The organism is Leptothoe sp. PORK10 BA2, from assembly GCF_034932105.1.
Lineage (GTDB): Bacteria > Cyanobacteriota > Cyanobacteriia > Phormidesmidales > Phormidesmidaceae > Leptothoe.
The window spans coordinates 23670-47703 of record NZ_JAYGIG010000019.1 but is presented as its reverse complement, the minus strand read 5'-3'; the positions used below and the strand labels follow the sequence as shown (position 1 = coordinate 47703).

The following is a 24034-nucleotide window of genomic DNA, read 5'->3' as shown; positions in this document are numbered from 1 at the left end:
GCCAGTTAAGCAGCTGGGCTGATAGTGATGTGCGATCGCTAGAACTCGCTACCCTAATAGATATAAACAGTAAATGGTCTTATGTGGGGCGATCCACGGAGGTGCTACCGATGAAAATTTGGCGTTGGGGATGGCTCGGCCTGGTGGTTGCAGCCAGTGCCTGTGGTTTAGTCAAACAAGTGGACGGTAGCCCCTCGGTGACAGGTCCCCAAGGCAGCCCCCTAGACGGCACAGAGTCACTGGCAGATGTTACCGATAACAATAGCTGTGGCCCCATGACATCCCAAGTCCCGCTCCAGCCAGCCACCGATACGGAGCTGCCCTCTGAGCGGTTTGACTTTCGACCCACTACAGTGGAGGCGACGGACACCACCCTGACCTTTACGGGGAAACGCTACGAGTTTACCTTTTGCAAACTAGATCGCACCTGGGGCATCCAATCCTTAGAGCCCGCTCCAGCTAAAACGGCAGAGGAGGCAGAAGCAGAGTACGCAGAATACTTTGAGGCCCTGGCTGAGCCGGACTATGAAACGATTACCGCTCAAGAACAGTCGTATCAGGCTCGGGTGCGGCTGGATGCCTCCTGGCTAGATCGAGAGGGTGGCCCAAGTAATAACGACATAGAACAGGTGGTTTTCGAACTGATTAAACCGGGGGAAAGTCAGCCCGTTGCCAAAGTGCTCTACACCAACACCGATATTATCCAGCGCGAACTAGGGGAAACAGCGGGGGTGCCCAACGTAACCCGTGCCCTAGCCACCGATGAGGCCCTGTGGTGGTCCATCGGCTTTGAGCAGGGCGAAGGAGCCAGCGGCATTACTACGGTGGTGCAGTACACCTTTGAAACCGATGAAATCACCCTTTGGCAGCCCACGGACCTGGGAAGTGCCCAAATTACCGATCTTGCCGTCACGAATGCTGAAACAACCTCCGGCACCGAAACCACACTCTGGCTAGGCACCCAATATTCTGGGGAAGGTAATCCATACCTACCGGCCAAGGGTCTGGTGGCCTATAGTCCAGCCAAGAACACCGTCCAAACCTACACCGTGGAAAATAGCCCGTTACCAGGGGCGATCCCCACCCGCCTATGGGCGGAGGGCGACGATCTGCTATGGGTCGCTACCGCTAACGGCGTATGTGAAGTAGACTGGACCGCCATTGATCAGGCCAATAATTGGGACTGCTGGCGGTTTACCGCCATGGCCGATTTACCCATGAATCAGGCGCTATATCCCAGTTTGTTGGCGGAGACCGCCTTGGATAGGCCAGATGGTTCACCCCCGGCAGAGAGCCCGGTCGAATTATTATGGCTGGCTGATACCGACATCACGACACCCGAGTCACCGCTGCGCTACGAAATTAGCTATGCCCCCGGCCTGACTACCGAGCTGAGCCAAGGGGCCGAATACTATGTTGACCCAGAGGATGCCCCCGATGAAGGCTATTTTTGGTGGCCCGGGCAAGATTGGAGCTGGCAGGGGCAACGGTTTGGGCGTTACTGGGATCAGGTGGCTGTCAACTATGTGGGCGGTGGCCCCCAGGGCATTGGCCCCACCGACTATGAGACCTATGTGGCCGACTGGAAAATTATGCGTGGAGAGTTTGAACTGTTGAACCTGACAACAGAAACCACGGAAATTACATACTACTCTGCGTGGATTGATCAGACGGGCATTGAGCCTTGGGTAACCGTTACTGCAGCTACCAATGCAACACGAGATGCAGCCAATCCAACGGAGGCAATCCTAACAGAATTAAAGCAAGCGGCTCAGTAGTGTCTAAGATAGCAGCCTGGAAAGACCCGGCAGATGCATGCCCAATGCTCATGCCACCCATGCCGTATTTACATCACTCTCAGATTCGACTCCGGAGCTTGTTTTACTATCAATAACAACACCTCAACAGATGCTATTGCCATGCTAAGACTGATCTCTTGGCATGGCATATTCGTTGCCATGGACCGTGGGGTTTAGGGACTTTACAGTCCAGAAGTTTTCGTACTACAAAGTGTGCCGATGGGCAAGGGGGCAGAGGCACTCATATCACTGAATTACAGGTTATACGGTCCACATCCAAACGACCTAGGACAGCGTCGAAAATAGCTGTGACCAATTAATGGCAGCCGGTCGTTCACCCTGGTTAATGATCTCAAAGGTTTTATCTGTGGTGGTTGCCTCCCCTAAGCATTCCACACAGGCGGCAGCCACATCTTTGCGGCTAGTCTGTCCCAGCAGCCGATCGCCCTGGCCCAGGACAACCCCCTGTTTCCCCTCGGTCGATGCCTTGATCAAGGTATTGAGATCGTAGGATGTGTAGGGACCATCAATCAACCGCCCAGGGCGTAGGATGGTGTAGCCTAGGCCCGAACTCTTCAACGCATCTTCCGCTAAGGCTTTAGCATCTAAAACACCATAGGCGTTGAGTAGGTTAAAGGGGAGGTTTTCCCTGCGTTCCACCCCCAGGGAGGACACCAGGACAATGCGTTGAACCGAGGAATTTTGGGCGGCGGCAATTAAATTTTGTACGCCTTGACCATCAGCCATGGCGGGAGAGTTTTTTGTATATTGCTGACGATAGTCGGCATCCAAGAAAATGCGACCCCAAGCAAACAACTGCTCTAGGGGCTGGGCTGGCAATTCGACCTGCCACTTGTCCGAGGGAAAGGCCGTTGTGCCACTGCAGCACAGCACGGCATCAATGCCATCTAGGAGGTTGGTCAAGGTTTCTGGCTGCCGCAGATCAGCCTGCACCAGGTCGACTCGCCCGTCAAACAGGGTACGGGCTTTGGCAACATTACGGGTTGAGGCTCGCACCCCATAGCCCTGGTTCAGGGCATAGGCTACGGCCAATTGCCCTACGCCTCCGGTGGCACCGGTGATCAGAATGTGCTGAATAGTGGACAAGGTATTGGGTGTGAAGGGACTCATTTTCTCTCCTCAGTTAAGCTTAAAACGCCTAGACAACGCCTAGACAATTCAACTGAGAACAGCTGCACTAGAATATAGCTTTGCACCCGTAGGTTACGCCAGTGAGTTCATGCCAAGGTTGAGCACCAGAACCTTTGGAGAACAAGAACTTAGGGCACCAAAGCTATGGGCCGCGCACCAAAACATCTACAGCCTATCTCTTCACCACCATGCTGCAACTTCGCCAAACCTGGGATAACCGCCACTTTTTTAAGGGCACTGACGATCCGCAAATTGCAACCACTATTGCGGAAATCCAGGTGAAAATTCCTGAAATTGCAGCGGCCTGTGCCCCCTTTGTCGAAAGGATTGAAACGGCTGAAACTCTAGACGAGGAAGAATTTGATGTATTGATTACTTGCTTGCAAGGCATTCACCAAACCCGTACCGCCTTGGTGAAACAGCTGGGCAATGTGCAGACCTATATCTCCACAGCACTGAGTGTGGATGCAAAGGATGAGCATGCCAGTCCGTTGCGGTCAACACTGCAGCAAATTGGCGCTGAACTGAACCAGGCAATGACGCCCATGGAGGTGTTTTTAAATCGGGTGCGGCCTGAATTTATTCAGGTGTTGAGCCATGATCCGGTGCTAGCTGAGATGGGCTTTTTGCTCACCCACCAGCGCAAACTCAGGGATCAGCTGCTGAGTGTTTCTGAAGAGAATTTAATTGCGGGCCTCTCGGTCAGTGGCTTACAAAGCTGGGGCAACCTTTACACAGAGCTGGCTGGCACCCTCAAATGTGACATTCAAGGTGAAACCGTGGGGCTGGCAAAGGCGGCTAATCTAGTCAGTAGTCCCCAGCGGGAGACTCGCCTGGCCGCCTGGCAGGGGGTTCGCAATGCTTGGATTGGACATCAGGAAACGGCGGCGACGATTCTGAATGCGATTAATGGCTGGCGGCTGGAGGAAACTAAAAAGCGGGGAACGGTTCGAGAGCTGCATTACTTGGATAAAAGCTGTCATCAAAGTCGCATTGAACGCTCCACCTTGAATGCTTTGATGGATACGACCTATGACCATCGAGCCATGGGCCAACGGGCCCTCAAGGCGATGGCTAAGGTGCTCCGGATTACCCAGATGGCTCCTTGGGATTTGAGCGCGCCAGCCCCGGCAGCAGGAGATGTCCAGGCCATCTCTTTTGATGAGGCGATTACGCTGATTGCTGATGCCTTTCGCCAGCTGACGCCAGAAATGGGGGACTTTGCGGTGATGATGGCGGAAAAGGGCTGGATTGATGGGAAATCGACGCCAAATCGGGCAACGGGGGCCTACTGTACCCGGTTTGCTGAACCCCGTGAGCCTCGCATTTTTATGTCCTTTGAGGGCACCATGACCAATGTGATCACCCTGGCCCATGAGCTGGGTCATGCTTGGCATAACTGGGTGATGCGTGATTTGCCGTTGATGAAAACCTATTACCCCATGACCCTGGCGGAGACCGCTAGTATCTTTGCGGAAACCCTGGTGCGGGATGCTCTGCTACGGCGGGCTGAAACCCCGGCGCAAAAACTGGAAATTCTTTGGCAAGATGCGACCAGTGCGGCAGTGTTTTTGCTCAATATTCCGGCTCGGTTTGAGTTTGAGAAACGGCTGGTGGAGGCCCGTAAACAAGGAGTTGCGATCGCACCCAAACTCAAAACCATGATGGCCAACAGCTGGCAGCTGTGGTACGAAGACAGTCTGTCAGAGTATGACGACATGTTTTGGGCCACTAAGCTACATTTTTCCATTGCCCAGCTCGGTTTTTATAACTATCCCTACCTATTTGGCTACTTATTTAGTTTGGGCATTTATGCCCAGCAAGAACACCATGGCAGCGGCTTTAACAGTCTGTATACGGCCATGCTACGGGACACCGGGGCCATGACTGCCGAGGAACTCGTGGCCCACCATCTCCAGCAAGACATTTCCCAACCCCAGTTTTGGCAAGCCAGTCTAGGGATCATTGAAAAGAGTGTTGCCGAGTTTGAAGAATTGGCCAACGCCTACTAAACGATCCCTTTGTCGCGGTGTTAGATGCTGCGTTAGATCCTGATTGCACTCCCCCAATGGCGCTACCCTAGGAAAGAACTTTTGAGCATTTGGGATATAGGGCAGCATTCACTATGGTCACTAGTACATCCCTCGACTGGATCTTTTTTGACTGTTTCAACACCCTAGTCGACGATTTTGATACCTCCGGTCATGAAGCTGGTTTGGCTCCCATGTATCAGGTGCCGGTAGCCGCCGGTCTTTACCAAGATATTGAGGATGTGCGGGCTGACTACCATCGCTGGCGGCTAGATCACATTGCTGGGCAGTCCCATGAGCAGTCACTCCAGCAACGGTTTCGCAATCTACTGGCCACCTACCGTCCGGAGGCAGACCCCGCCACGGTTGACCAAGTGCTGACGGAGATGGAACTGCAGTTTATGGATTGCTTTCCCCAGACCTTAAGACTGCCCGCTGGAGTGGAAAGCATGCTGCAGAGATGGCAAGGTCAGGTATCCATGGGGGTGATTTCTAACTTTTTTCTGGCGGATTGGCCCGCCAAAATGTTAGAGCGCCATGGCCTCAGACCCTACTTTAAATTTGTCTTAGACAGTGCCGACTGTGGCCAGCGTAAGCCTGGAGAGGCGGTTTATCATATGGCCCTGGAACTGGCCGGAAACCCACCACCTGAACGAGTACTGTTTATTGGCGATCATTTGACTAATGATGCGATCGCACCCCAGCAATTGGGGATGCAGTCGATTTACTTTGATCGCTCAGCCGAGCGCAGATCATCATCCGTCGCCCCACCCCATATCAAGGCCATTACCCACTGGGATCAATTCATTCTGGACCCTTAACTGAGGCCAGGAATGGCGCAAAAACGTGATGGAGGACGTGTCACTGACAGAATATCTTCACCTTAGGGCAGCCTAGCGCTAACCTAGGCCGAGCAAAACTGAATGGATAACCTCACCGTATAATAGAAATTATTGACAAAAGTAAATCACTATTTCTAATCCACAATTCAAAAAGTAATCCCTAACCATAGCCCCTTACCCATCCATCTCAAAACAATAAATGCCGAATGGATGTCAGCCCTCAGCGCTTTCAATCCATCAGCCCATTTAATTTTCTGACTCTTTAATTGATTATTAAAACTTATATGTCCCTGAAATCATCTACTAAAGTTGCCAGCCTCGTTTTGTCTGGTTTGATGGCCGCCACCTGCTTTGCTGGCCTGGGGCGTCAGAGCGTTAAGGCAGAAACAGCTAAGACTGAAGCAGCTAAGACTGAAGCAGCTAAGACTGAAGCAGCTAAGACTGAAGCAGCTAAGACTGAAACAGCTAAGACTGAAGCAGCTAAGACTGACACTGTTCCCGCACCTGGCACTACTAATAATAGTCAACCTGATGGTCAGAGCATCCAACCACCAACAGGGCCTATCCCAGCCTCACCCCAGACCAAAAGGCTCCGTAATTCCAAAGTCAAGCACAGCTCAACCACTCCAGAGCCCCTCGAACCCTTTATTCAAGCTGATGCCGTTGCCCTAGGCCAGTGGTTGATGATCAAAAGCGTCAAAACCCTGGTAGCCACCCCCTCCTCCGGCGGGGCTAAACCAACCAGCGCGGCTAAACCAGCCACTGGAGCTAAGCCAGCTAGCCCAGCCACTGGAGCTAAGCCAGCTAACCCAGCCCAGTCTCGTGCCACCGCCCCTACTTCACCGGTGCAGCAATCTGCTCCAGCGCCAAAAGTCAGCGTCAAAGCACTACCCCCAGAGCCATCCAATAATGCGACCATTGATAGCTATACGGAAATGCGGGTAGCCCTGACTAAGCAAGCGTCTAATGTCATGGTGGCCGCATCCTCAGGCGGCGCCCTAATTACCCCTGACGGCAGCCTCATTGAAGACCTGGCCGCCGGAGTTGGCTATCAAGTCAGTGCCAATGGCCAGGGCCTGTTGGTCAATGGTCAGCCTGTCCCAAGCGCAATCTGGCTAGAACCCGATAATGGTTATGTGGCCGTGGGAGATCGCTGGTATCGCGGGCGTCTGCTGCTGCTGTGGCAGGATGGTGGAGTGATGGCGGTAAATTATGTGTTGCTACGGGATTATCTGTACAGCGTGGTGGGAGCTGAAATGTCTGCCAGTTGGTCCTTAGAAGCCCTAAAAGCCCAAGCCGTGGCCGCCCGTTCCTATGCCATTGTGCACACCGTCCGGCACCATGGCCGGGCCTATGACCTGGATGATACCCAACGCTACCAAGCCTATAAAGGGGTATTAACCGAAGCCAGTTCCACCCACCAAGCTGTCCATGACACCGCCGGAGAATTTATTAGCTATGACGGTGGCGTGGTGGAATCCCTATATGCGGCTAACCAAGATATTGTTGACGATGCCCACAGTGGCTATGGCATGAGCCAAACCGGGGCTTTAGATCTGGCTCAGCAGGGCTATCTTTACTACGAAATCCTATCCGCCTATTACCCTGACACATCCGTTGGTCGGATTGATGTTAACTAGAAATACCTGTTTCTAGCTCTAGCTTTCAGAGATTCCCCATGGTGCGACCATCGTTGTTGTCACGTAAAGAGACTAGCGGCTCGCCATTGTCTTTAAAGTGCCTTCACCACCTTGCGAGCTAGGGCACAGGTCAGATTTTGTCCTTCAATAATGACGGGACCCAGAACAGTATGCACCAGCAAACGATTGTTGTCGGCCTTAATCACCTGACGTAGGTTGTCTGGCACCATGATTTGCCCCGAGACAGTCCCCGGCAATTGATTACTCAGTAGATCAGCCCGGACTGGGATCCTAGGGGCAGTTTCCCCAACCTTAGTTTGGTGGTGTTGAGGATACTTCGAAGGCGGTCGATGTTCTTTAGTATTGCGATCAAGCCAAATCACCATCTCTGATATGGACAGGGTTTTCTCTCCTCGCCACGTCTTAACGTAGATAGTACCGGTATCACACAGCATCTCTTGTACTGGGTACCAGCGCTTCTGGCATAACAGCAGCATATCCATCAGCTGCAATTTACGATGGTTGATCCACCAAGTTTTCCAAAAAGCTGAGGCTTCCTGACAGTGGGCATGATAACCTGCTGGCACACTGTGGTAATCGTATTGGGTAAATGTTGCCCCATCTAATTGGTCTTGCTGTAAGTGCAGGGGAAGAAAGCAAGCATCTAGGGTCAGCTGATTGAGCAACTCCCAATAGTCAGATTTGAGCCGGATAACAATATTGGGAAGCCGATCAGTGAGTCGTCCTTTGGCCAGTAAAATGCCCTGGGTTGTCAGCAGCTGGGTTTCATTCAACGCTTTCTCCATCCGCAGTTCTCGATTGGCTAAAAGAGAATCTTCGCCCTTGAGGAACTTCTGGATTAGGGTGATGTTATCAATGGCGGCTTTCATAGGGAACGACAGCGGTCCTAATAGTGCGGCAGATAGTCTAGGGATAGACTATGGATGTCTTGTGGTTCCAGTATTCCCACCTGAGTCCTAAGATGCAGATGCATTTAGGCTGCTGACCATGATTTAGAGAAAATATCGATGACGTCCCATCTGTGTCCGCTTCTGGGCATTGGTCCTATGATGGTTCGTATTCGAGACGCTGTTTGTACTCCATGAGCTCCCCCCGCATCCACCCAGATACCATCGACGATGTTCGCCAACGGGCGGATATCGTCGATGTGGTGTCTGAGCATGTGGTGCTTAAAAAGCAGGGTAAGGACTTTACGGGGCTATGTCCGTTTCACGATGATAAGTCCCCTAGCTTTAGTGTGAGTCCATCGAAGCAGTTTTACTACTGCTTTAGCTGCGGGGCAGGTGGGAATACCTTTAAGTTTTTGATGGAACTGGGGCAGCAGTCCTTTACGGACGTGGTGCTGGACCTGGCCCGCCGTTACCAGGTGCCGGTCAAAACCCTGGAACCGGCCAAGCAGCAGGAGTATCAGCGGACCATTACGCTGAGGGAGCAGCTGTTTGAAATTCTCACGGTGACGGCGAAGTTCTATGAACATGCCCTCTATCAAAGTGCAGGACAGCAGGCCCTGGAGTATTTGCGATCGCAACGCCAGTTCAGCGACGATATTCTCAAACGGTTTACCTTTGGCTATGCCCCCGACGGTTGGCAGACTCTCTATGGCTACCTGGTAGAGCAAAAAAACTACTCAGTCAAGCTCGTCGAGCAGGCGGGGCTGATTGTCCCGAATAAAAACGGTACAGGCTACTACGACCGCTTTCGGGACCGGGTGATGGTCCCCATCTACGATCCCAACGGGCGGATCATTGGCTTTGGCGGCCGTTGTTTGGGGGATGGGAAACCCAAATATCTCAACTCGCCAGAAACTGAGCTATTTGACAAGGGTAAAACCTTGTACGGGTTAGATAAGGCGAAAGGTGCGATCGCAAAGGAAGACCGCGCCATCGTCGTGGAAGGCTACTTCGATGTGGTAGCCCTCCACGCAGCGGGCATTACCAATGCCGTTGCCTCCTTGGGCACGGCCCTCAATGCAGGCCAGGTGCGCCAGCTGCTGCGCTACACCGAATCGAAGCAAATTATTTTCAACTTTGACGCCGATGCCGCCGGAATTAAAGCAGCCCAACGGGCCATTGGGGAAGTGGCCGAAATGGCCCACCGAGGAGATGTGCAGCTACGCATTCTGAACATTCCTGACAGTAAGGACCCCGACGACTATCTCCGCAACCACGTCGCAGACGAATATAACGCCCTGGTGGAATCGGCCCCCCTCTGGCTCGACTGGCAAATCCAACAAACCCTGCTCCCCCTAGATCTAAAACAGGCCGACCAGTTTCAAACCGCATCCCAGGATATCGTTCAACTGCTGGCGGACATTGCCAACGCCGACACCCGCACCCACTACATTCGCCACTGTGCCGAAATCTTTAGCCAGGGAGATGCCCGCCTGGTGCCCCTGCTAGCGGAAAACTTTTTGGCCCAGGTACGCCGGCAGCGCCGCTCCCCCGGGGATGCCCAAAAAAACTTCAAAGTCGCCATCAAAAAAAGTGCCCTAGAAGAAGCGGAGGGCTGGCTGCTAAGGGTATACATTCACATGCCCACCCATCGTCCGGCGGTGAAACAGGCCCTGGAAGAACGGGACTTGCAGCTTAGTTTCTCGCACCACCGAGCCCTCTGGCGCATGATGGTGCAGTGGCAGCTAGCGGATGATGCCCAAACAGAAACCTCCCCTGTGGCCCTACTGGAGCAACTGCGCAACCTAGCCTCAGAATCCACGGGACCGCTGTCCCAGGTGCACCATCTCCTCTATTTAGATGAAAAAACCCAGCGGGATATTCTCCGCGCCCCTTTAATTATTCGGGCCTCGGTGGCCTGCATGGAGAAAACCCTCTGCGAAAAGCGCTACCGCTATTTCCTGAAACTCTGGGAAGAAACGGACATGGAAATCCATCCCAATGAATGCGCCTATTATCAAAAGCAGAGCTATGCCGAGAAAAAACGCATTGCTGAGCTAGAGCGGGAGCGCCAAGTCGCCTTTGAAGACCTAGCAAGTCTCCCTTGGGTGGGGGAGTTTTATGGTCAGTTAGACTCGTGAACCAGGCCTATTATCGGCGCCCTTTAAAGATGCGTCCCCACCCCGTACTGGGGCCATCCACTCTAAGCATTTGGAGAAAATACGTCACGGGAAGCTTTTTACCCTTTTTAGCGGGCTGGGCCGTTACGGGCTTGGAGCTGTCGGTTGGATTATTGCCGGTTGGATCGTTGCTGCTTGGGCTGCTGCCGGTTGGACCAAGCCTTGCACCAATCCCTGGGCGTGCAAATGCTTCAGAATGCCGCCGGCCCCCATCTGCCGGGCCGGGACTGTTAAGACATTGGTGCTGCCCCATACCCAAGTGGATTGATTACCCGAGCCGTACTGGAAACCATTCCACAGGTCAAATCCCCAGAGATAGGCGGCTAAGGTGCGGGGGTTTGCCTGGTGATATTTCTTGGCAATTAGAACGTCAGCAATTTTTTGCTCAAATAGGTCCGGTGCTCGAAAATTCCACTCTTTGTAGTGCAAAATCCCGGCAAACCACCAGGGGACGCTGGTTTTTGTCTCAATTACGTCGTAGTGCGATCGCAAATCCACCATCCGCTTAGCAATGCCATGGGCTAATCCCAGGGACTCTGAACGCACCGTGCATCGGTCAAATGCCTGCTGATACTCCGTGTGAAGAGCGGCTTGTAATTTTGAACTCATGACATTCGGGCACTAGGCCAGGGACTTTTGCCCATGGTACTCAGTTTTTGAACCATCTCAATCGATCGGGAATCGGTCGGTAACGGTACTTAATTTGTCGTCCAGTCCAGTCCCCAGGGCACCCTAGGTGCCAGGATGATGCGGGTTAATTATGGCAGACCAAGACCTGGGCATTTATGGGGAACAACTGGTAAAGGACTGGCTAATCCAACAGGGGTGGGAAATTCTCCATCAGCGTTGGCACTGCCGCTGGGGAGAGTTAGACTTAGTTGCCAAGGGACATAACGCCCAAGGGGGAAACCTGAGCAGCCAAATGTTGGCGTTTATTGAAGTAAAAACCCGCAGTCGAGGCAACTGGGACCTGGATGGCCTGTTATCCATCACCCCAGGAAAACAACGCAAACTCCTCACCACCGCCCGACTATTTTTGACCCGCCATCCCCACCTGGCCAAGCTACCGTGCCGATTGGATGTGGCCTTAGTCAGTTGTCATACCGTTCAGCCTAAATCAGGCAAAGCCTATTTAGCCCTGCCCGATGGGCAACGATATTTAGTTTTGCAGGATTATTTGGTGAATGCCATCTCAGGGTGAGCGAGTTGACGTAGCCTAGTCATCTTCCTAATCCCCCCCGCCTAATGACCAATGGCCCTAAGCCAAGGTCTCAGGGCAATATCCCAACCCTTCCACAAATTGCTGGCGAAACTCTTCGATTTCGTAGCGGTCTGGCTTGCCGTGGGAAACGACGGCAACCTGGTAGCGACGCATTACATCCACCGGAGTTTGGCCCGTTTCTAGCCCCCACAGGGCCATGCGAATCCGATAACCGGGAGTAGAGCGACCACCCACCTCGTCTAAAAAAGCTTGAAAATTCGACGCTGTATCAGCAGCCACGCTTTCATGTAATCTGATCCGAACAATCCAGCCGTCAATGCGATGGATCACGCTGACAAATTCTAGCGGTAGCTGAGTCAGGCGATGTAGCCGTTCAACAACCCGCAGAACAAGACTGGCATTGGATAGATAGTAAACGTAATCCATAGTTATAACGCAGTGCTACAGTCTAGATCGTTTTGATTATGAGGTGGTGCTCATCTTGGGTATAAACCAATATGTCAGAACAAAACATTTAACTAGCTTTACTAACAGTCTGGCATTAAATCGATCGGCTGGGTCTAGCTGACTAGCAGCCTTCATCAAAAAATCAACGGTTGTTTTCCCGCTGTTTCTTTGTCCCATGTCCCAATCAACTAATCCTCCACTGCCCCATAGCTACGACTCCACCCATCAACATCAAGCGAATGGTGATTATGCCTTAGCGGCTTATCAGTATGACTTACCCTCTAACCTCATTGCCCAAGAGCCAACCAACCCTCGAGATCAGTCTCGGTTGATGGTTGTTTCATCTAGAACGGAACATCAGCATGTCCATTTTAGAGACTTGCCTAAGTTTCTGGGGGCTGGGGATCTACTTATCATTAATAATACGCGAGTCATTCCAGCCCGAATGTATGGATACAAACCAAGTGGAGCAAAGGTTGAAGTTTTATTACTAGAGCCTCGTCCTCCCCAATGGCTGGCCCTGGTCAAACCAGGGCGTCGGTTAAAACCGGGGAGTTGGATTCATTTTGGGCCAGATGTGGACCAGCCGTTGCTTAAGGCCCGGGTGGAGGACTGCGATCGCACCACTAACGGTCGATTACTTACCTTTGAATCCACCACAGACACCCCCGTAACTCAGCTAATGGAAGCCTTGGGAGAAGTGCCTTTGCCCCCCTACATTCAGCATTCCCAGGCAGAACCAGAGCAGTACCAAACCATCTATGCCCAACATCCCGGTGCGGTAGCAGCTCCCACTGCCGGTTTGCACTTTACTCCAGAAGTATTTCATGCCCTTGAACAACGGGGCGTCCAGAGAGCCGAGGTCACCCTCCATGTGGGGTTGGGCACCTTTCGCCCCGTGGAATCCGCTGCCATTAAGGACCATCAAATGCATGCTGAATGGGTAGATTTACCCCAAAAAACGGTGGATTTAATCCAGGAAACCAAGGCTCGGAACAACCGTGTTTTTGCCGTCGGTACCACCACCGTTCGTACCTTGGAGGGAGTGGCCACCCAAGAGGGTCAACTCAAGGCTTACCAGGGCCCAGTAAATTTATTTATCTACCCTGGCTATCAGTGGAAAGTCGTAGATGGCTTAATCACGAATTTTCACCTGCCGGGCTCGAGCCTATTAATGCTGGTCAGTGCCCTAGTAGGCCGTCAGCGTTTGATGGAGCTTTATCAAGCGGCGATTAGTCAATCCTATCGATTTTATTCTTTTGGTGATGCCATGGTTATTTTGCCGGATGCCCGTCAGTGATATTAGGGAACTCAGCCATAGCCTATGCGTCATTTTCCATGTCCCCCATGGAGAACGTGTTATCGTACGGACTTCTACTGGAAGCATTGTTTCGATGCCGTTCTCCTTTTCTTACCATGGTTTGCAACACTTTTCAGGATGCTACTGCGGCCATGGAACAAAGAGGGAGTACTTTTCGGCCCACAGTTCTCAGCTGAACTAAGGCAATACGTTTATTTAAGATTGCCTAAAGCAATACAAGTTTACTATAGTGGGTGATGCTGGCTGCCCCATGGCCAGAACTGATGGGATTGCACCACTATGACCTCACTGGCCCAATCAAATCCGGTCATCGGAACTGTCAAAGGCCCCGGCGAAGACGGCAACCAATATCTTTTTATTACCGCCGATAACCATCAGGTCAAAATTGGTGAGTTTGTATTTTATAAAATCGCTGCCCCCAATGACAGCTCTACGACCTGGGAAATTCTAGGCAAGATTTCTGACCGGCGACTGATTGATCATTTGCCCGACCGCCTGTTTGCCGATACCCAAATTAGCCCTGATACCATCGCCTCGTTGATCGGGTTTGCCTACCCCAATCCAGAAATTTATGAAGTCACGGTGGATGTCATCGGCTACTTCCACCCGGCCCTAGGGTTTATCAATCCCCGCATTACCCCCACCCCAGGGGCTAAGGTCTGTATCGTGGCCGACGACCGCCTGCAGCAGGTGGTAAACAAAAAGCAGCCAGGGGAAATGGGGTCTGCCCACATTGGGTCCCTTTTGCTGCGGGCCGGGGAAGCGGTACCTGTGGCCCTAGACGTGAAAGAAATTGTCAGTACCCACATGGCCATTTTGGCCGGTACGGGGTCTGGCAAAAGCTATACGGCAGGGGTGCTGATTGAAGAGCTTTTACGACCCTACAATCGAGCAGCGGTCTTGATCTTTGACCCCCACGGAGAGTACAACACCTTGGCAGAAATGCGTGGCAAGACAGACTTTCAGGGCAGTGATGGCTATGCCCCCAAGGTGCAAATTCTCACCCCCGAAGATATTCAAATTCGCATGTCTTCCCTGGACTATTACGACATTCTCACCCTCTTGCCAGAGATGAGCGACCGACAGCAGTCCATCCTGAATAAGGCATTTACCATTTTGGGTAAGCATAAGCGGGGTGACTATCGATGGAATGTCAACGATCTGATTGCAGCGGTTTATGAAGCGGATACCACCGCCGATGACGAGGGCAATGACAAGGTGGGGTCATCGGCCCCAGCCTTGGAATGGAAGCTGGATCGTCTGGCCCGCTCCCCCTACTTTCATCAGGTGAACCACATGGCCCCCCGTGATCTGTTTGAGCCGGGGCAGGTTACCGTGCTGCAGATGAATGAAATTAGCCAAGAAGAGCAGCAAGTGATCTGTGCGGCGGTGCTGCGCCAGAGTTACCATGCCCGCATCAATACAGCCCGGGACAAAATTGAAGCTGGGGATGAAAACTATCTACCCTTTCCAGTCTTCGTGCTGGTGGAAGAGGCCCACCGGTTTGCCCCCGCCAAGGAACCATCCCGCTGTAAAGCAGTGCTCAGAACCATCCTCAGCGAAGGGCGAAAATTTGGTCTGGGGGTGGGATTGATTACCCAGCGACCGGGCAAACTCGACTCCGATGTCCTCTCCCAATGTATGAGCCAGTTTCTCATGCGCATTGTGAATCCAGTGGACCAGGAGAGTCTGAAGTACGGTGTAGAAGCGGCTGGTCGGGACTTGCTGAAGGAGCTACCGGCCCTAACTAAGGGGCAGGTGATCATTTCGGGGGCCTGTCTCAATACACCGGTGCTTTGCCAAGTACGTCAGCGGCTCACCAGCCACGGTGGAGAAACCCTCAATGCCCCCCAAGCATGGCAAGGCTACTTTCAAAAGCATCGGCTACGTACTCAAGAAATTAAAGACGCTCCAGTGGCTGCCAAGTCGAAGTCAACCACATTTAATGGGGTCAGTATTGAATAACTGAGGTGAATCATTGAGCTGAGAGGATGAAGCCAGGGCTAATTCTCTACTTGGCGAGCTTTTTGTAATAGGCTGGCGCTATTTGAACGATAGGCATCCACCCGATCTTGGGCAATTTGATAGCGTTCGTCCGATGTGGGAACCTCCGCCATCAGATCCGACGCTTGCTGCCAGCGAGCCGCCAGGGATAACCAATCAGAAGATGTTTTTGCAACTGCACCATCTTTAGCTGACTGCTCAGCAATGCGGACAGCCCGGGCAAAGGAATCATAGGATTCTGGCAAGGGAAGTTGATTCGATGCCAGTGGGTTGGGGGTGGTCTGGCCTAGAGGACTGGTGGAACTAGTGCTAGAAGTCGGAGGGATATCGCTAGAAGCAATGGATGGAGCGAACCGCTGCTTATAGGCCCAAATACCTACCCCCAAAACGAGTAGGGCAAGGGACAGGCTACCAATCATGCCGCTGAGCAATGACTTGCGCTGACGTAGGTCAGACTTAGACGAGCCTACGGGCATCGTCCCCCGCAGCTTAGGGCGCCTAACATCACGGGCAATCCGCTTAAACCAATGGGGCTGCTTCAGGGTGATCATTTCCGCCCACAGCAGATGGTGATCGGGATCTCGGTTGACTTCCTCAAACCACAGTAACTGCTGTTCTTGAACCAAACGGCTATTGATTTTAACCCGCCGAATACGGCGAGGTGAGATAGCTTCGAGAATTTTGCGAATAGACTCCACCACCAACGTTTTTTCCAGCTGTTCCTGGGTGGGGGCTTCGCACAATAGCTGAAGTACATTATCGGCAAAGACAGCCCGGGTGCGAATGCCGTGATCTGCTAGCCGCTCGTTAAGAATTTGAATAATTGCTGCGACGCTACCGTCTTGGGCTTGCCCAAAAACGTCGTTCACATCGGTGAGTGTAGTTGTAGACATGAAAACAGCCTCCACGAGACTATTGCTGCAATCATCCCAAGTAAAGGTAGGTTACCCGATTAAAGCTGACAGGGGGTCACCCAGGATGTTCCTACGTCATGGAAGTTAAGGTTACCGCAAAAAAGCCATGACCTTTCACTCGTGTTACAAGTTCAGTATTTCTGACGATGCCTGATTCTCTATTAAGCACCTGGCAGCTAAACCTGTTTAGTCAAGTCCATGGCTCCCTATTCAGCACCTAGCACCTGTTTAGTAAAATCCATGGCTCCCTAAGTATTCTCCGGATACAACAGGTTTATTTTTGGGGAGTGAAAATTTAGAGTTTTGCCTTGGATGCCCTGGGTCAGGGGTTTTATGGGTCAGAAATTTTAGGGGTTAGGGGTGTCCTGGGCCAAGTCGTTCATCCTGGGGGACTAAATGGGGTGTTTCATTGAATTTTAAAATTTTCCAACACTCTGGATTGTGTTGGCGACTTCTAGTATTAGCCGGGTTGAGGAGCCAAAACTCAAATAGAGCTGTGTGGCGAATGGAAATTTGCCAGGTGCGATCGCAGCCCAAAATCACCCTAATCAGCTGCTGCATAAATCCCCCATGGGTCACCATCCACACCACATCCCCAGGGGCATGGCGCTGCCAGAGGGTCTGGTACCAGGACACGGCTCGCTGGTGAGCTGCCATCAGGGTTTCTGCCCCAGGGACAGGCCGATAGTCGAGGGACTGGGTGAGGGCAGCACAAACTTGAGGATGGCGATGGCTGGCCTCGGCCCAGGTCAGACCTTGAAAAATTCCCTGGTGTAGCTCCTGGATAGCTGGGACTAGCTCTACAGGGCGGTCGATGGCCAAATAGTGAGCTGTTTCAACGGCGCGCTGTAGGGGACTACTGTAAAGGACCGTGGGTGTCCCTTGCTGGTGCAGGTAGGCCGCTAGCTGCTGAGCTTGCCATCGCCCCAAGGGCGATAGGGGGGTGGACATTTGCCCTTCTAAGCGCTCATCGATATTTCCTAGGGATTCCCCATGACGCATTAGCCATAGCTTGAGGTAATTCGTCATGACTGGGGCTGTCTAGTCTGGGCGGAGTAGGTTTGAAGCGGGGCCATGGGTGAGGTAAATAGGTGAATGGTAGAAATATGTGAATGTAGAAATATGTGAACTGAGAGCAAAGCTAAAAAGTCCCCTAGGAAGGGTTTGCGGGTAAACGTTTACAATGTAGGCGTCTTACAAACTATGCAACCAATCCATGCTGCTCAAGTCCACCACACGCCATATTCATATTTTTGCGGGAGACATTGAGAACAACGAGCTTGTGCCCAGCGAGAGCCAGCTCACCTTAGATGTTGATCCTGATAACGAGTTTAATTGGTCCAATGAAGCGCTCCAGCAGGTCTATGGAGAGTTTGACCGCTTGGTCGAGGCCGCCGATGGCGAAGCCTTGACCGATTACAACCTGCGCCGGATCGGGTCTGACCTGGAGCATTTTGTCAGAACGCTACTCCAGTCAGGTCAGATTAGCTATAACCTTCGCAGCCGGGTGCTCAACTACAGTATGGGCCTACCCCGCGTGGTATCCGAGAGTGATTAAATGTCCAAACCCCGAATGTCAGGCCAGTAATCCGGAGGGCACCGAAAAATGCGTCTCCTGCCAGGCCTTCGTACCCCATCGCTATCTATGGGCGGTGGGGCAGGGGGCCCTAGGGCCAGACAATCTGGATGGACGCTACATTTGGAAGCATCAGCGCATCGTGCTAGATACGGAGCCTGGCACACCGCCCCGGTCGCCCGAGCCGGTACCGCCCCATGTATGGCCCTATTTAATGCTGGCCCCCTTTAGCCTCAACGTTCCCCAGCCCTATGCCCTGCTCAGTTCAGGGACTGGTGGGAGTGCCGGGACGGGAAGTGGGGAGTCTGGGGATGCTGACATACTGCTATTGGATGTCGCCGCCATTGCCACGGCCCCAGGGGATGACAAGCCCAGCCTGTTACCAGCTCTGACTGAGGTTTGGTCAACGGCATCACCCCTGAGGCAGCTTAATTGGCTATGGCAAATTGCTGGGCTATGGCCCGATTTTCTCGAGCAGCAGGTGGCGAGCAGTTTGCTCCTGGGCAGTCACATGCGGGTCCATGGTTCCCTGGTGCGCTTTTTGGAGCTGTCCCAGGATTCTCAGCCGTTTACCCTGAGAAACTTGGGGGCATCCTGGCAAACCTTAATTCCCCAGGCCCAGCCATCCATTCGGGACTTTTTAGACAGTCTGTGTAACTACCTGGTTGAGGGGGACATTACGGTCCCAGCGGTTTTGGTTACCTGTTTAGACCAGGCCATTGCGGCGGCGGCCGCCGGTTATCGGGTGGAGTATGGCCTATCGGTGATGACCGATCGGGGGCCTAGCCGTAAACGGAATGAAGATGCCTGTTTCCCCAGCGGTGGTAGCACCCAAACCCACATTCTTGGCCCCAAGGCTAATTCGCAGCATCGGCCCCCCCTACTGTTATTGGTCTGTGACGGGATTGGGGGCCACGATGGGGGCGATGTGGCCAGCCAGCTTGCGATCGCAACCATTCAACAAGAACTAGCCCCCCTAATGGAATGGCTGGAAGATCAGCCTATCCACGACCCAGAAACCGTCACCTTGGCCATGGAACAGGCCATCTGTGCCGCCAATGATAATATTTCCGAGCACAATGATCGGGCCCAGCGTCAGTCGCGCGATCGCATGGGCACCACGGTGGTCATGGCCCTGATTTTTGGCGTTCATATTTACATTGGTCACGTGGGGGACAGTCGGGCCTACCGGATCAGTACCAACAGCTGCCGCCAGATCACCTTTGATGATGACGTGGCGGCTCGTGAAGTTCGTCTAGGATATGGCTTCTATGCCGATGTTTCCAATCGTTCGGGCACCGGCGCACTGATTCAGGCGTTGGGCATGGCCAATTCCACCGCCCTCCATGTGGTGGTACAGCGGTTAATTCTAGACGAGGACATTGTTTTACTCCTGTGCTCCGATGGATTAAGCGACTACGATCGCATCGAGCAGTTCTGGCCGACCCACGTCTTACCCATCTTGATCGGGCAGCTCACCCCCACCGCAGCGGTGAACAATTTGGTCCATTTGGCCAATACCTACAACGGCCATGACAACATCACCGTCGGCATCGTGGCCGGTCAGATCCAGCCCCTCAAGCCTGTAACCGTGCCCCTACCCTTGCCTGCCCAACCGGAGGTTGCTCAACTCCCCCGGCCTAATTTTCCCCGCCCAAAACCTCCTGCGCCAACGTCAACTCAGCTGCCGGTGAAGCCCACTATGCGTCCGGCCGAGAAGAAAGGGCCTAGCCCCTGGCTGTGGCTACTGGGGTTAACGGGGATACTGGGAGCGGCCACGGCATTAACCATGGTGTTTTTCAGGGAAGAGCCGAGGAACACCACCATCAATGCCGTCCCATCCCTGCCTGAAACCATTCAAGATAAAATCAATCCAGAGACTGACAGTGTGGGCATTGCCCCCGATGAGCTAGCCAGACCAACCCTTACTCCAGGGAGCTATCTGCAACTGCGTCAATCCGTTGACCTGTTGACGACACCACAGCCTAACGAGGACGATGGCAATGCCCTAGGACAATTACCAGACGGAGCCATCGTTCAAGTCCTCACCCGACAAGATGCCGCTGCGGATCAGTCCCGCTGGGTGAAGCTCAAAGTCTGTGCTGTGAATCTCGATGACAGGCCGTCTCGTCCCTCGGATCCAGCTGCAACGGTCACACCGTCGGGTTTAACGTCACTAACTTCTGGCGCTGAAGGTTGGGTGCTGGAAGCCAAGCTAGCCAGCATTGTGGGTACCGCTCCAGTGCTCAACTGTCCGTCTGAGTAGTGGGTAGATAGTTAATGGATCTTCGGTGGATAGTGATTAGTTCGTTTTATATGTTTACCGTGGCAGAACGTTTATGACCGGTTCCATGTCATCTTCAGAGTCACTTTGTCTATGGCTTGCCCTAGATCGGCTCACCGCCGCCGATCCGGAGCACTATGCCATTTGGGTGCTGAAGTCTCCCTACCCTGGAGGCCACGTACACCACGATCGGATTTGGAACCATACCCTATCCCAGGCATGGCAAACCTGGCAGTCGATGTTTTCCCTCCGGGGACTGCCCCAGGTGCCCCATGTGCCCTCGGCCTATGTGCCCCAGCTAATGTTGGATGAGCAGGGCGATACCCCCAGTGCCACCCAGACCACTAGCTACAGCAGTCGCTTAATGCAACACCTGGGGCTAAATCTTTGGCAGTGGTTATTCGATGGGCCAGTGCAGAGCAGCCTGGACCACAGCCGGGGGATTGCCCAGGGCCAGAGTACGGTGATGCGACTGCGGTTGGAAGTACGCGATCCGGAACTGATTAGCGTGCCCTGGGAAATTATGCAGTCCCAGCCTGGACGCCCGGCGGTAGCCCTAAACCAGCAGATTTTGTTTAGTCGCACCACCAGTGATGTCGATCCCTTAGTGGATTGGGGGTTGGACAATGGATTGAAAATTTTATTGGTGGTGGGCCATGACGATGGGGCCAGCTTTGAAGACCGAGCCGCCGCCAACCTCAGCCTGGATAAAGAAGCCACCCTGCTGAAGAATATTTTGGAAAGTCGGGGCGAATCTAATGTGGGGCGACCGGTGGTCCGCCAAGTGGATGTGCTGCTACAGCCTTCCCCGGCAGAACTGGTGCAGCATTTAGAGCGGTATCGCTACAATGTCTTTTTCTATGCGGGCCATGGCATTCCTGCCCCCGATGGCGGTCTACTGTTTTTACAGCCCGACGCTACCCTGAATGGGACTGAGCTGGCCCAGGTGCTCACCCGCTGTCGGGTGAAACTGGCGGTGTTTAATACCTGCTGGGGGGCTCAGCCAGAACGTAGCGGCCAGCAGGCAATTCCCCGCAGTAGTTTGGCGGAGGTGCTGTTGCACCATGGGGTGCCCGCTGTGCTAGCGATGCGGGATTCCATTGCCGATGAAGAGGCCCTGAGCTTTATTCAGGTGTTTGCCCAGGCTTTGGCAGACCGGAAACCGGTGGATGAGGCAGTTGCGATCGCACGCCAGCACCTCCTCACCCTCTACAAATTCAACCAGCCAGCCTGGACCCTGCCGGTGCTCTACATGCACCCCGACTTTGACGGTGAACTCCTCACCCCCATGCCCACGGATATCACCCGGCTACCTGGCGATTCTGGCATTGGTGGCCGGACCGCCCACAGCATTAGCCTGCGCGAAATCGGCGGTGAAGGCAAAGTATGGCCCATTTACCGAGGGCTAATGCGGGTGGGCCGCCTACCCGATAACGATTTAGTAATTGCAGAACCCTGGGTATCGAGCAAACATGCCGAAATTTTTTATCGTCGGGCCGCCGCCGAAACCTCAGAGCCCACCTACTTTTTGCGGGACTTTTCCCGCTACGGCACCTATTGCCTAAGCACCGAAGGATGGCAGCAGATTCATCGCCAGGAAGTGCCCATTGCCTCAGGCATGCAGCTACGCTTTGGCAGCTCTGACGGCTGCTTGCTAGAATTCATCATTGAACCCACAGCCCAAGCCTAAACATATCCCGTTAGGCTGATGCCTAAACATATCCCGTTAGGCTGATGCCTAAACATATCCCGTTAGGCTGATGCCTAAACAGATCTCGTTAGGCTGATGCCTAAACATCCTAACAAAACCAAAAAAATCACTGTTTGGGGATAAGAACCTACGTCTTTTAGCGTAAGTTAACTTTAAGTTCAACATTAGATGCGGAACAATTGAAATCAAGCCTGTATCCTCTTCCTGTCACAGCTCAACGAACTTATGGGAGGGTAAAACTACCATGGTCAGCCACAAAAATTCTTCATCCAATCAGTCCTTATCCGCAGCAGACAAAGCCCAGCAGGAAATGCTGCAGGCTATTTTGTCACCCCAACAGCCCTATCCATGGGCTCCGTCCGAATCCGCCGAGTACTTTAACCAGGCCACTGGCGATGAGTTAGACCTCTCCGATGAGGAAGCCCATGCTGGGTGGCAAACCCTCTCAGCCCAGCTCGATACCATTTGGGGGGGGACTGCATCTATCCAGGCGGCCCTAGCCCAGCGCTTTGCTCGTCGTCTGTCCCAAAATGTGATCGAACAAATCGCCGCTAAGGTGAACCAAGTGGTCAATACAGGCCGCCCCCTAGCCGAGCAGCTGATTGTCTGCGTGCGCGATACCCTCACTGGATGGGATGAGGCCGATCTGCAGGTAATGGCTCGCCCCTTGGCCCACGCCATGCGCGGTCAAGAGGAAATCCTAGAGTCCACGATTAATTCTGTCCGGGATCTTGAGTGGGAAGCCCTATCCCCCATGGAGCAGGCCCGCATTAGTCTCGCGGCAGCTAGATGGGCGATTGACCATATCATGGAACAGTCATAAATGCCCTTTCGGCCCCTAAAAAAACGGACCTAAAGAAACCTATCAGTCATTACCCCTAGCCTCGGGGGTCTTGTACCCTCAGAAGTATTCGCTTACCCCTGGTAGCCTATGCAGCTGATTGGCATGCTCGATTCACCCTATGTGAGACGGGTCGCTATTTCCCTAAAGCGGTTAAAAATTCCATTTGAGCATCAGTCTCTCTCGGTGTTTCGCGACTTTGAAGCCTTTAGTCACATTAATCCCATCGTCAAAGCACCCACCCTGGTCACCGACGACGGCGTCGTTTTAGTGGACTCCACCCTGATATTGCAGTATGTCGAAGGGATCTCAGCCGCGAGCTTGCTACCTGAAAATTCCCAAACCCAAGCCTTACGGTTAATTGGGTTGGCCCTCATGGCCTGTGATAAAACGGTGCAAATCGTCTATGAACGCACCCTGCGACCCACCGAAAAGCAACATCAACCTTGGGTAGAACGGGTAGTTACCCAGCTCCATGCAGCCTATGGAGAACTAGAAAAGAGCACCGACAGTTTGACCTGCAATCCATTGATGCAGGCTGATATCTCTGTGGCCGTGGCCTGGCGGTTTACCCAATTCTATACAGCCGATGTGATCACACCGGAGGCCTATCCTCAATTAGCCAAATTTTCTGCCCAGGCCGAAACCTTGCCAGAGTTTGTCTCCACCCCCTTAGATTAGGGGATGCATGGTGATATTCACGCCAAATTAGTAACCCATGGGGCAGAGTTTTCCAAAGGTCAAAATTATTGCGGTGGGCAAGGTGAAAAAGGGCTGGCTGAAAGACGGCATTGGCCTATATGCCCAGCGTTTGCCTGAAGTTGCCCTCCTAGAAATCAAGGACACTGAGCCAGAGACTGAAGCTCGTAAAGTCCTTGAGTCCCTCAAAACCTACGACAAACTAGTGGTGCTGTCAGAAGACGGCCTACAGTTTGACTCGGTGCAGTTTGGCCATTGGCTAGGGCAAGAAGCCTCGGGCACCCTCGTCTTTTTTATCGGTGGCCCCACCGGTGTGAGCCAGCATCTCAAGCAGACGGCTTACCAGGTGATGAGTTTATCGGCCATGACTTTTCCCCATGAAGTGGCCCGCTTGCTACTGCTAGAACAGCTTTATCGCGGTAAAACCATTTTGCAGGGTGGGAGTTACCACAAGTAATGGC

Annotated in this window: 20 protein-coding genes; 14 read left to right on the top strand and 6 right to left on the bottom strand. The window is 53.1% G+C overall.

The features are described 5' to 3' along the window. Positions 1 to 110: 110 nt before the first annotated feature. Positions 111 to 1778 (top strand): hypothetical protein, encoded by a 1668-nt coding sequence (locus VB741_RS07540; protein ID WP_323364548.1) that lies wholly within the window; start codon positions 111 to 113, stop codon positions 1776 to 1778. Between the two features lie 306 nt (positions 1779 to 2084). On the opposite strand, the gene VB741_RS07535 is transcribed toward VB741_RS07540, so the two are convergent. After that, positions 2085 to 2930, bottom strand: coding sequence for an SDR family oxidoreductase (locus VB741_RS07535; protein WP_323364547.1), 846 nt, complete (start codon positions 2928 to 2930; stop codon positions 2085 to 2087). Between the two features lie 209 nt (positions 2931 to 3139). On the opposite strand from VB741_RS07535, the gene VB741_RS07530 reads away from it, so the two are divergent. From VB741_RS07530 to VB741_RS07520, 3 genes are all read left to right on the top strand, one after another. Next, positions 3140 to 4963, top strand: a complete 1824-nt coding sequence (locus VB741_RS07530; RefSeq protein ID WP_323364546.1) for a M3 family oligoendopeptidase — start codon at positions 3140 to 3142, stop codon at positions 4961 to 4963. A 113-nt stretch (positions 4964 to 5076) separates the two neighbouring features. Continuing rightward, positions 5077 to 5802: an HAD family hydrolase gene (locus tag VB741_RS07525; RefSeq protein ID WP_323364545.1), complete on the top strand. Its 726-nt coding sequence runs from the start codon at positions 5077 to 5079 to the stop codon at positions 5800 to 5802. 305 nt (positions 5803 to 6107) lie between these two features. Next, the gene (locus VB741_RS07520; RefSeq protein ID WP_323364544.1) at positions 6108 to 7463 is read left to right on the top strand and encodes a SpoIID/LytB domain-containing protein; all 1356 of its coding nucleotides are present in this window, start codon (positions 6108 to 6110) and stop codon (positions 7461 to 7463) included. 92 nt (positions 7464 to 7555) lie between these two features. Here the strand turns inward: VB741_RS07520 and VB741_RS07515 are convergent, their stop codons facing one another. Continuing rightward, on the bottom strand, positions 7556 to 8353 hold the full coding sequence (locus VB741_RS07515) for a hypothetical protein (RefSeq protein ID WP_323364543.1): 798 nt from the start codon (positions 8351 to 8353) through the stop codon (positions 7556 to 7558). 212 nt (positions 8354 to 8565) lie between these two features. Between VB741_RS07515 and dnaG the strand changes: the two genes are divergently transcribed. Continuing rightward, positions 8566 to 10515: a DNA primase gene (gene dnaG / locus VB741_RS07510; RefSeq protein ID WP_323364542.1), complete on the top strand. Its 1950-nt coding sequence runs from the start codon at positions 8566 to 8568 to the stop codon at positions 10513 to 10515. A gap of 123 nt (positions 10516 to 10638) precedes the next feature. Here dnaG and VB741_RS07505 read toward each other — a convergent pair whose 3' ends face one another. After that, complete coding sequence (locus VB741_RS07505) at positions 10639 to 11163, bottom strand: hypothetical protein (RefSeq protein WP_323364541.1); 525 nt, start codon at positions 11161 to 11163, stop codon at positions 10639 to 10641. A 151-nt stretch (positions 11164 to 11314) separates the two neighbouring features. Here VB741_RS07505 and VB741_RS07500 point away from each other — a divergent pair, with 151 nt between their 5' ends. Then, positions 11315 to 11755: a YraN family protein gene (locus VB741_RS07500; protein ID WP_323364540.1), complete on the top strand. Its 441-nt coding sequence runs from the start codon at positions 11315 to 11317 to the stop codon at positions 11753 to 11755. A 57-nt stretch (positions 11756 to 11812) separates the two neighbouring features. On the opposite strand, the gene VB741_RS07495 is transcribed toward VB741_RS07500, so the two are convergent. Beyond that, a complete protein-coding gene (locus VB741_RS07495) occupies positions 11813 to 12202 on the bottom strand; it encodes a hypothetical protein (RefSeq protein ID WP_323364539.1) in 390 nt (129 codons plus the stop codon). Positions 12203 to 12398: 196 nt separating this feature from the next. Here VB741_RS07495 and queA point away from each other — a divergent pair, with 196 nt between their 5' ends. Beyond that, positions 12399 to 13523 (top strand): tRNA preQ1(34) S-adenosylmethionine ribosyltransferase-isomerase QueA, encoded by a 1125-nt coding sequence (gene queA / locus VB741_RS07490; RefSeq protein WP_323364538.1) that lies wholly within the window; start codon positions 12399 to 12401, stop codon positions 13521 to 13523. A 300-nt stretch (positions 13524 to 13823) separates the two neighbouring features. Next, positions 13824 to 15509, top strand: coding sequence for an ATP-binding protein (locus tag VB741_RS07485; RefSeq protein ID WP_323364537.1), 1686 nt, complete (start codon positions 13824 to 13826; stop codon positions 15507 to 15509). Between the two features lie 38 nt (positions 15510 to 15547). Here VB741_RS07485 and VB741_RS07480 read toward each other — a convergent pair whose 3' ends face one another. Further along, entirely contained in the window at positions 15548 to 16441 is an 894-nt protein-coding gene (locus VB741_RS07480) for a hypothetical protein (RefSeq protein ID WP_323364536.1), read from the bottom strand. Positions 16442 to 16816: 375 nt separating this feature from the next. Beyond that, the gene (locus VB741_RS07475; RefSeq protein ID WP_323364535.1) at positions 16817 to 17491 is read right to left on the bottom strand and encodes a histidine phosphatase family protein; all 675 of its coding nucleotides are present in this window, start codon (positions 17489 to 17491) and stop codon (positions 16817 to 16819) included. A 187-nt stretch (positions 17492 to 17678) separates the two neighbouring features. On the opposite strand from VB741_RS07475, the gene VB741_RS07470 reads away from it, so the two are divergent. The 6 genes from VB741_RS07470 to VB741_RS07445 all read left to right on the top strand — a co-directional run bounded on the left by VB741_RS07470 (position 17679) and on the right by VB741_RS07445 (position 24030). Next, positions 17679 to 18020 carry an NAD(P)H-quinone oxidoreductase subunit M gene (locus VB741_RS07470; RefSeq protein WP_323364534.1) on the top strand — a complete coding sequence of 114 codons (342 nt, stop codon included), beginning with the start codon at positions 17679 to 17681 and terminating at the stop codon, positions 18018 to 18020. Further along, a complete protein-coding gene (locus VB741_RS07465) occupies positions 18013 to 20304 on the top strand; it encodes a PP2C family protein-serine/threonine phosphatase (protein ID WP_323364533.1) in 2292 nt (763 codons plus the stop codon). The genes VB741_RS07470 and VB741_RS07465 overlap by 8 nt, the downstream gene beginning before the upstream one ends. Before the next feature lie 85 nt (positions 20305 to 20389). Continuing rightward, positions 20390 to 22012 (top strand): CHAT domain-containing protein, encoded by a 1623-nt coding sequence (locus tag VB741_RS07460; RefSeq protein ID WP_323364532.1) that lies wholly within the window; start codon positions 20390 to 20392, stop codon positions 22010 to 22012. A gap of 265 nt (positions 22013 to 22277) precedes the next feature. Beyond that, positions 22278 to 22856 (top strand): hypothetical protein, encoded by a 579-nt coding sequence (locus tag VB741_RS07455; protein WP_323364531.1) that lies wholly within the window; start codon positions 22278 to 22280, stop codon positions 22854 to 22856. A 108-nt stretch (positions 22857 to 22964) separates the two neighbouring features. After that, entirely contained in the window at positions 22965 to 23555 is a 591-nt protein-coding gene (locus VB741_RS07450) for a glutathione S-transferase (RefSeq protein WP_323364530.1), read from the top strand. Between the two features lie 37 nt (positions 23556 to 23592). Continuing rightward, positions 23593 to 24030 (top strand): 23S rRNA (pseudouridine(1915)-N(3))-methyltransferase RlmH, encoded by a 438-nt coding sequence (locus tag VB741_RS07445; protein ID WP_323364529.1) that lies wholly within the window; start codon positions 23593 to 23595, stop codon positions 24028 to 24030. Positions 24031 to 24034: the final 4 nt, after the last annotated feature.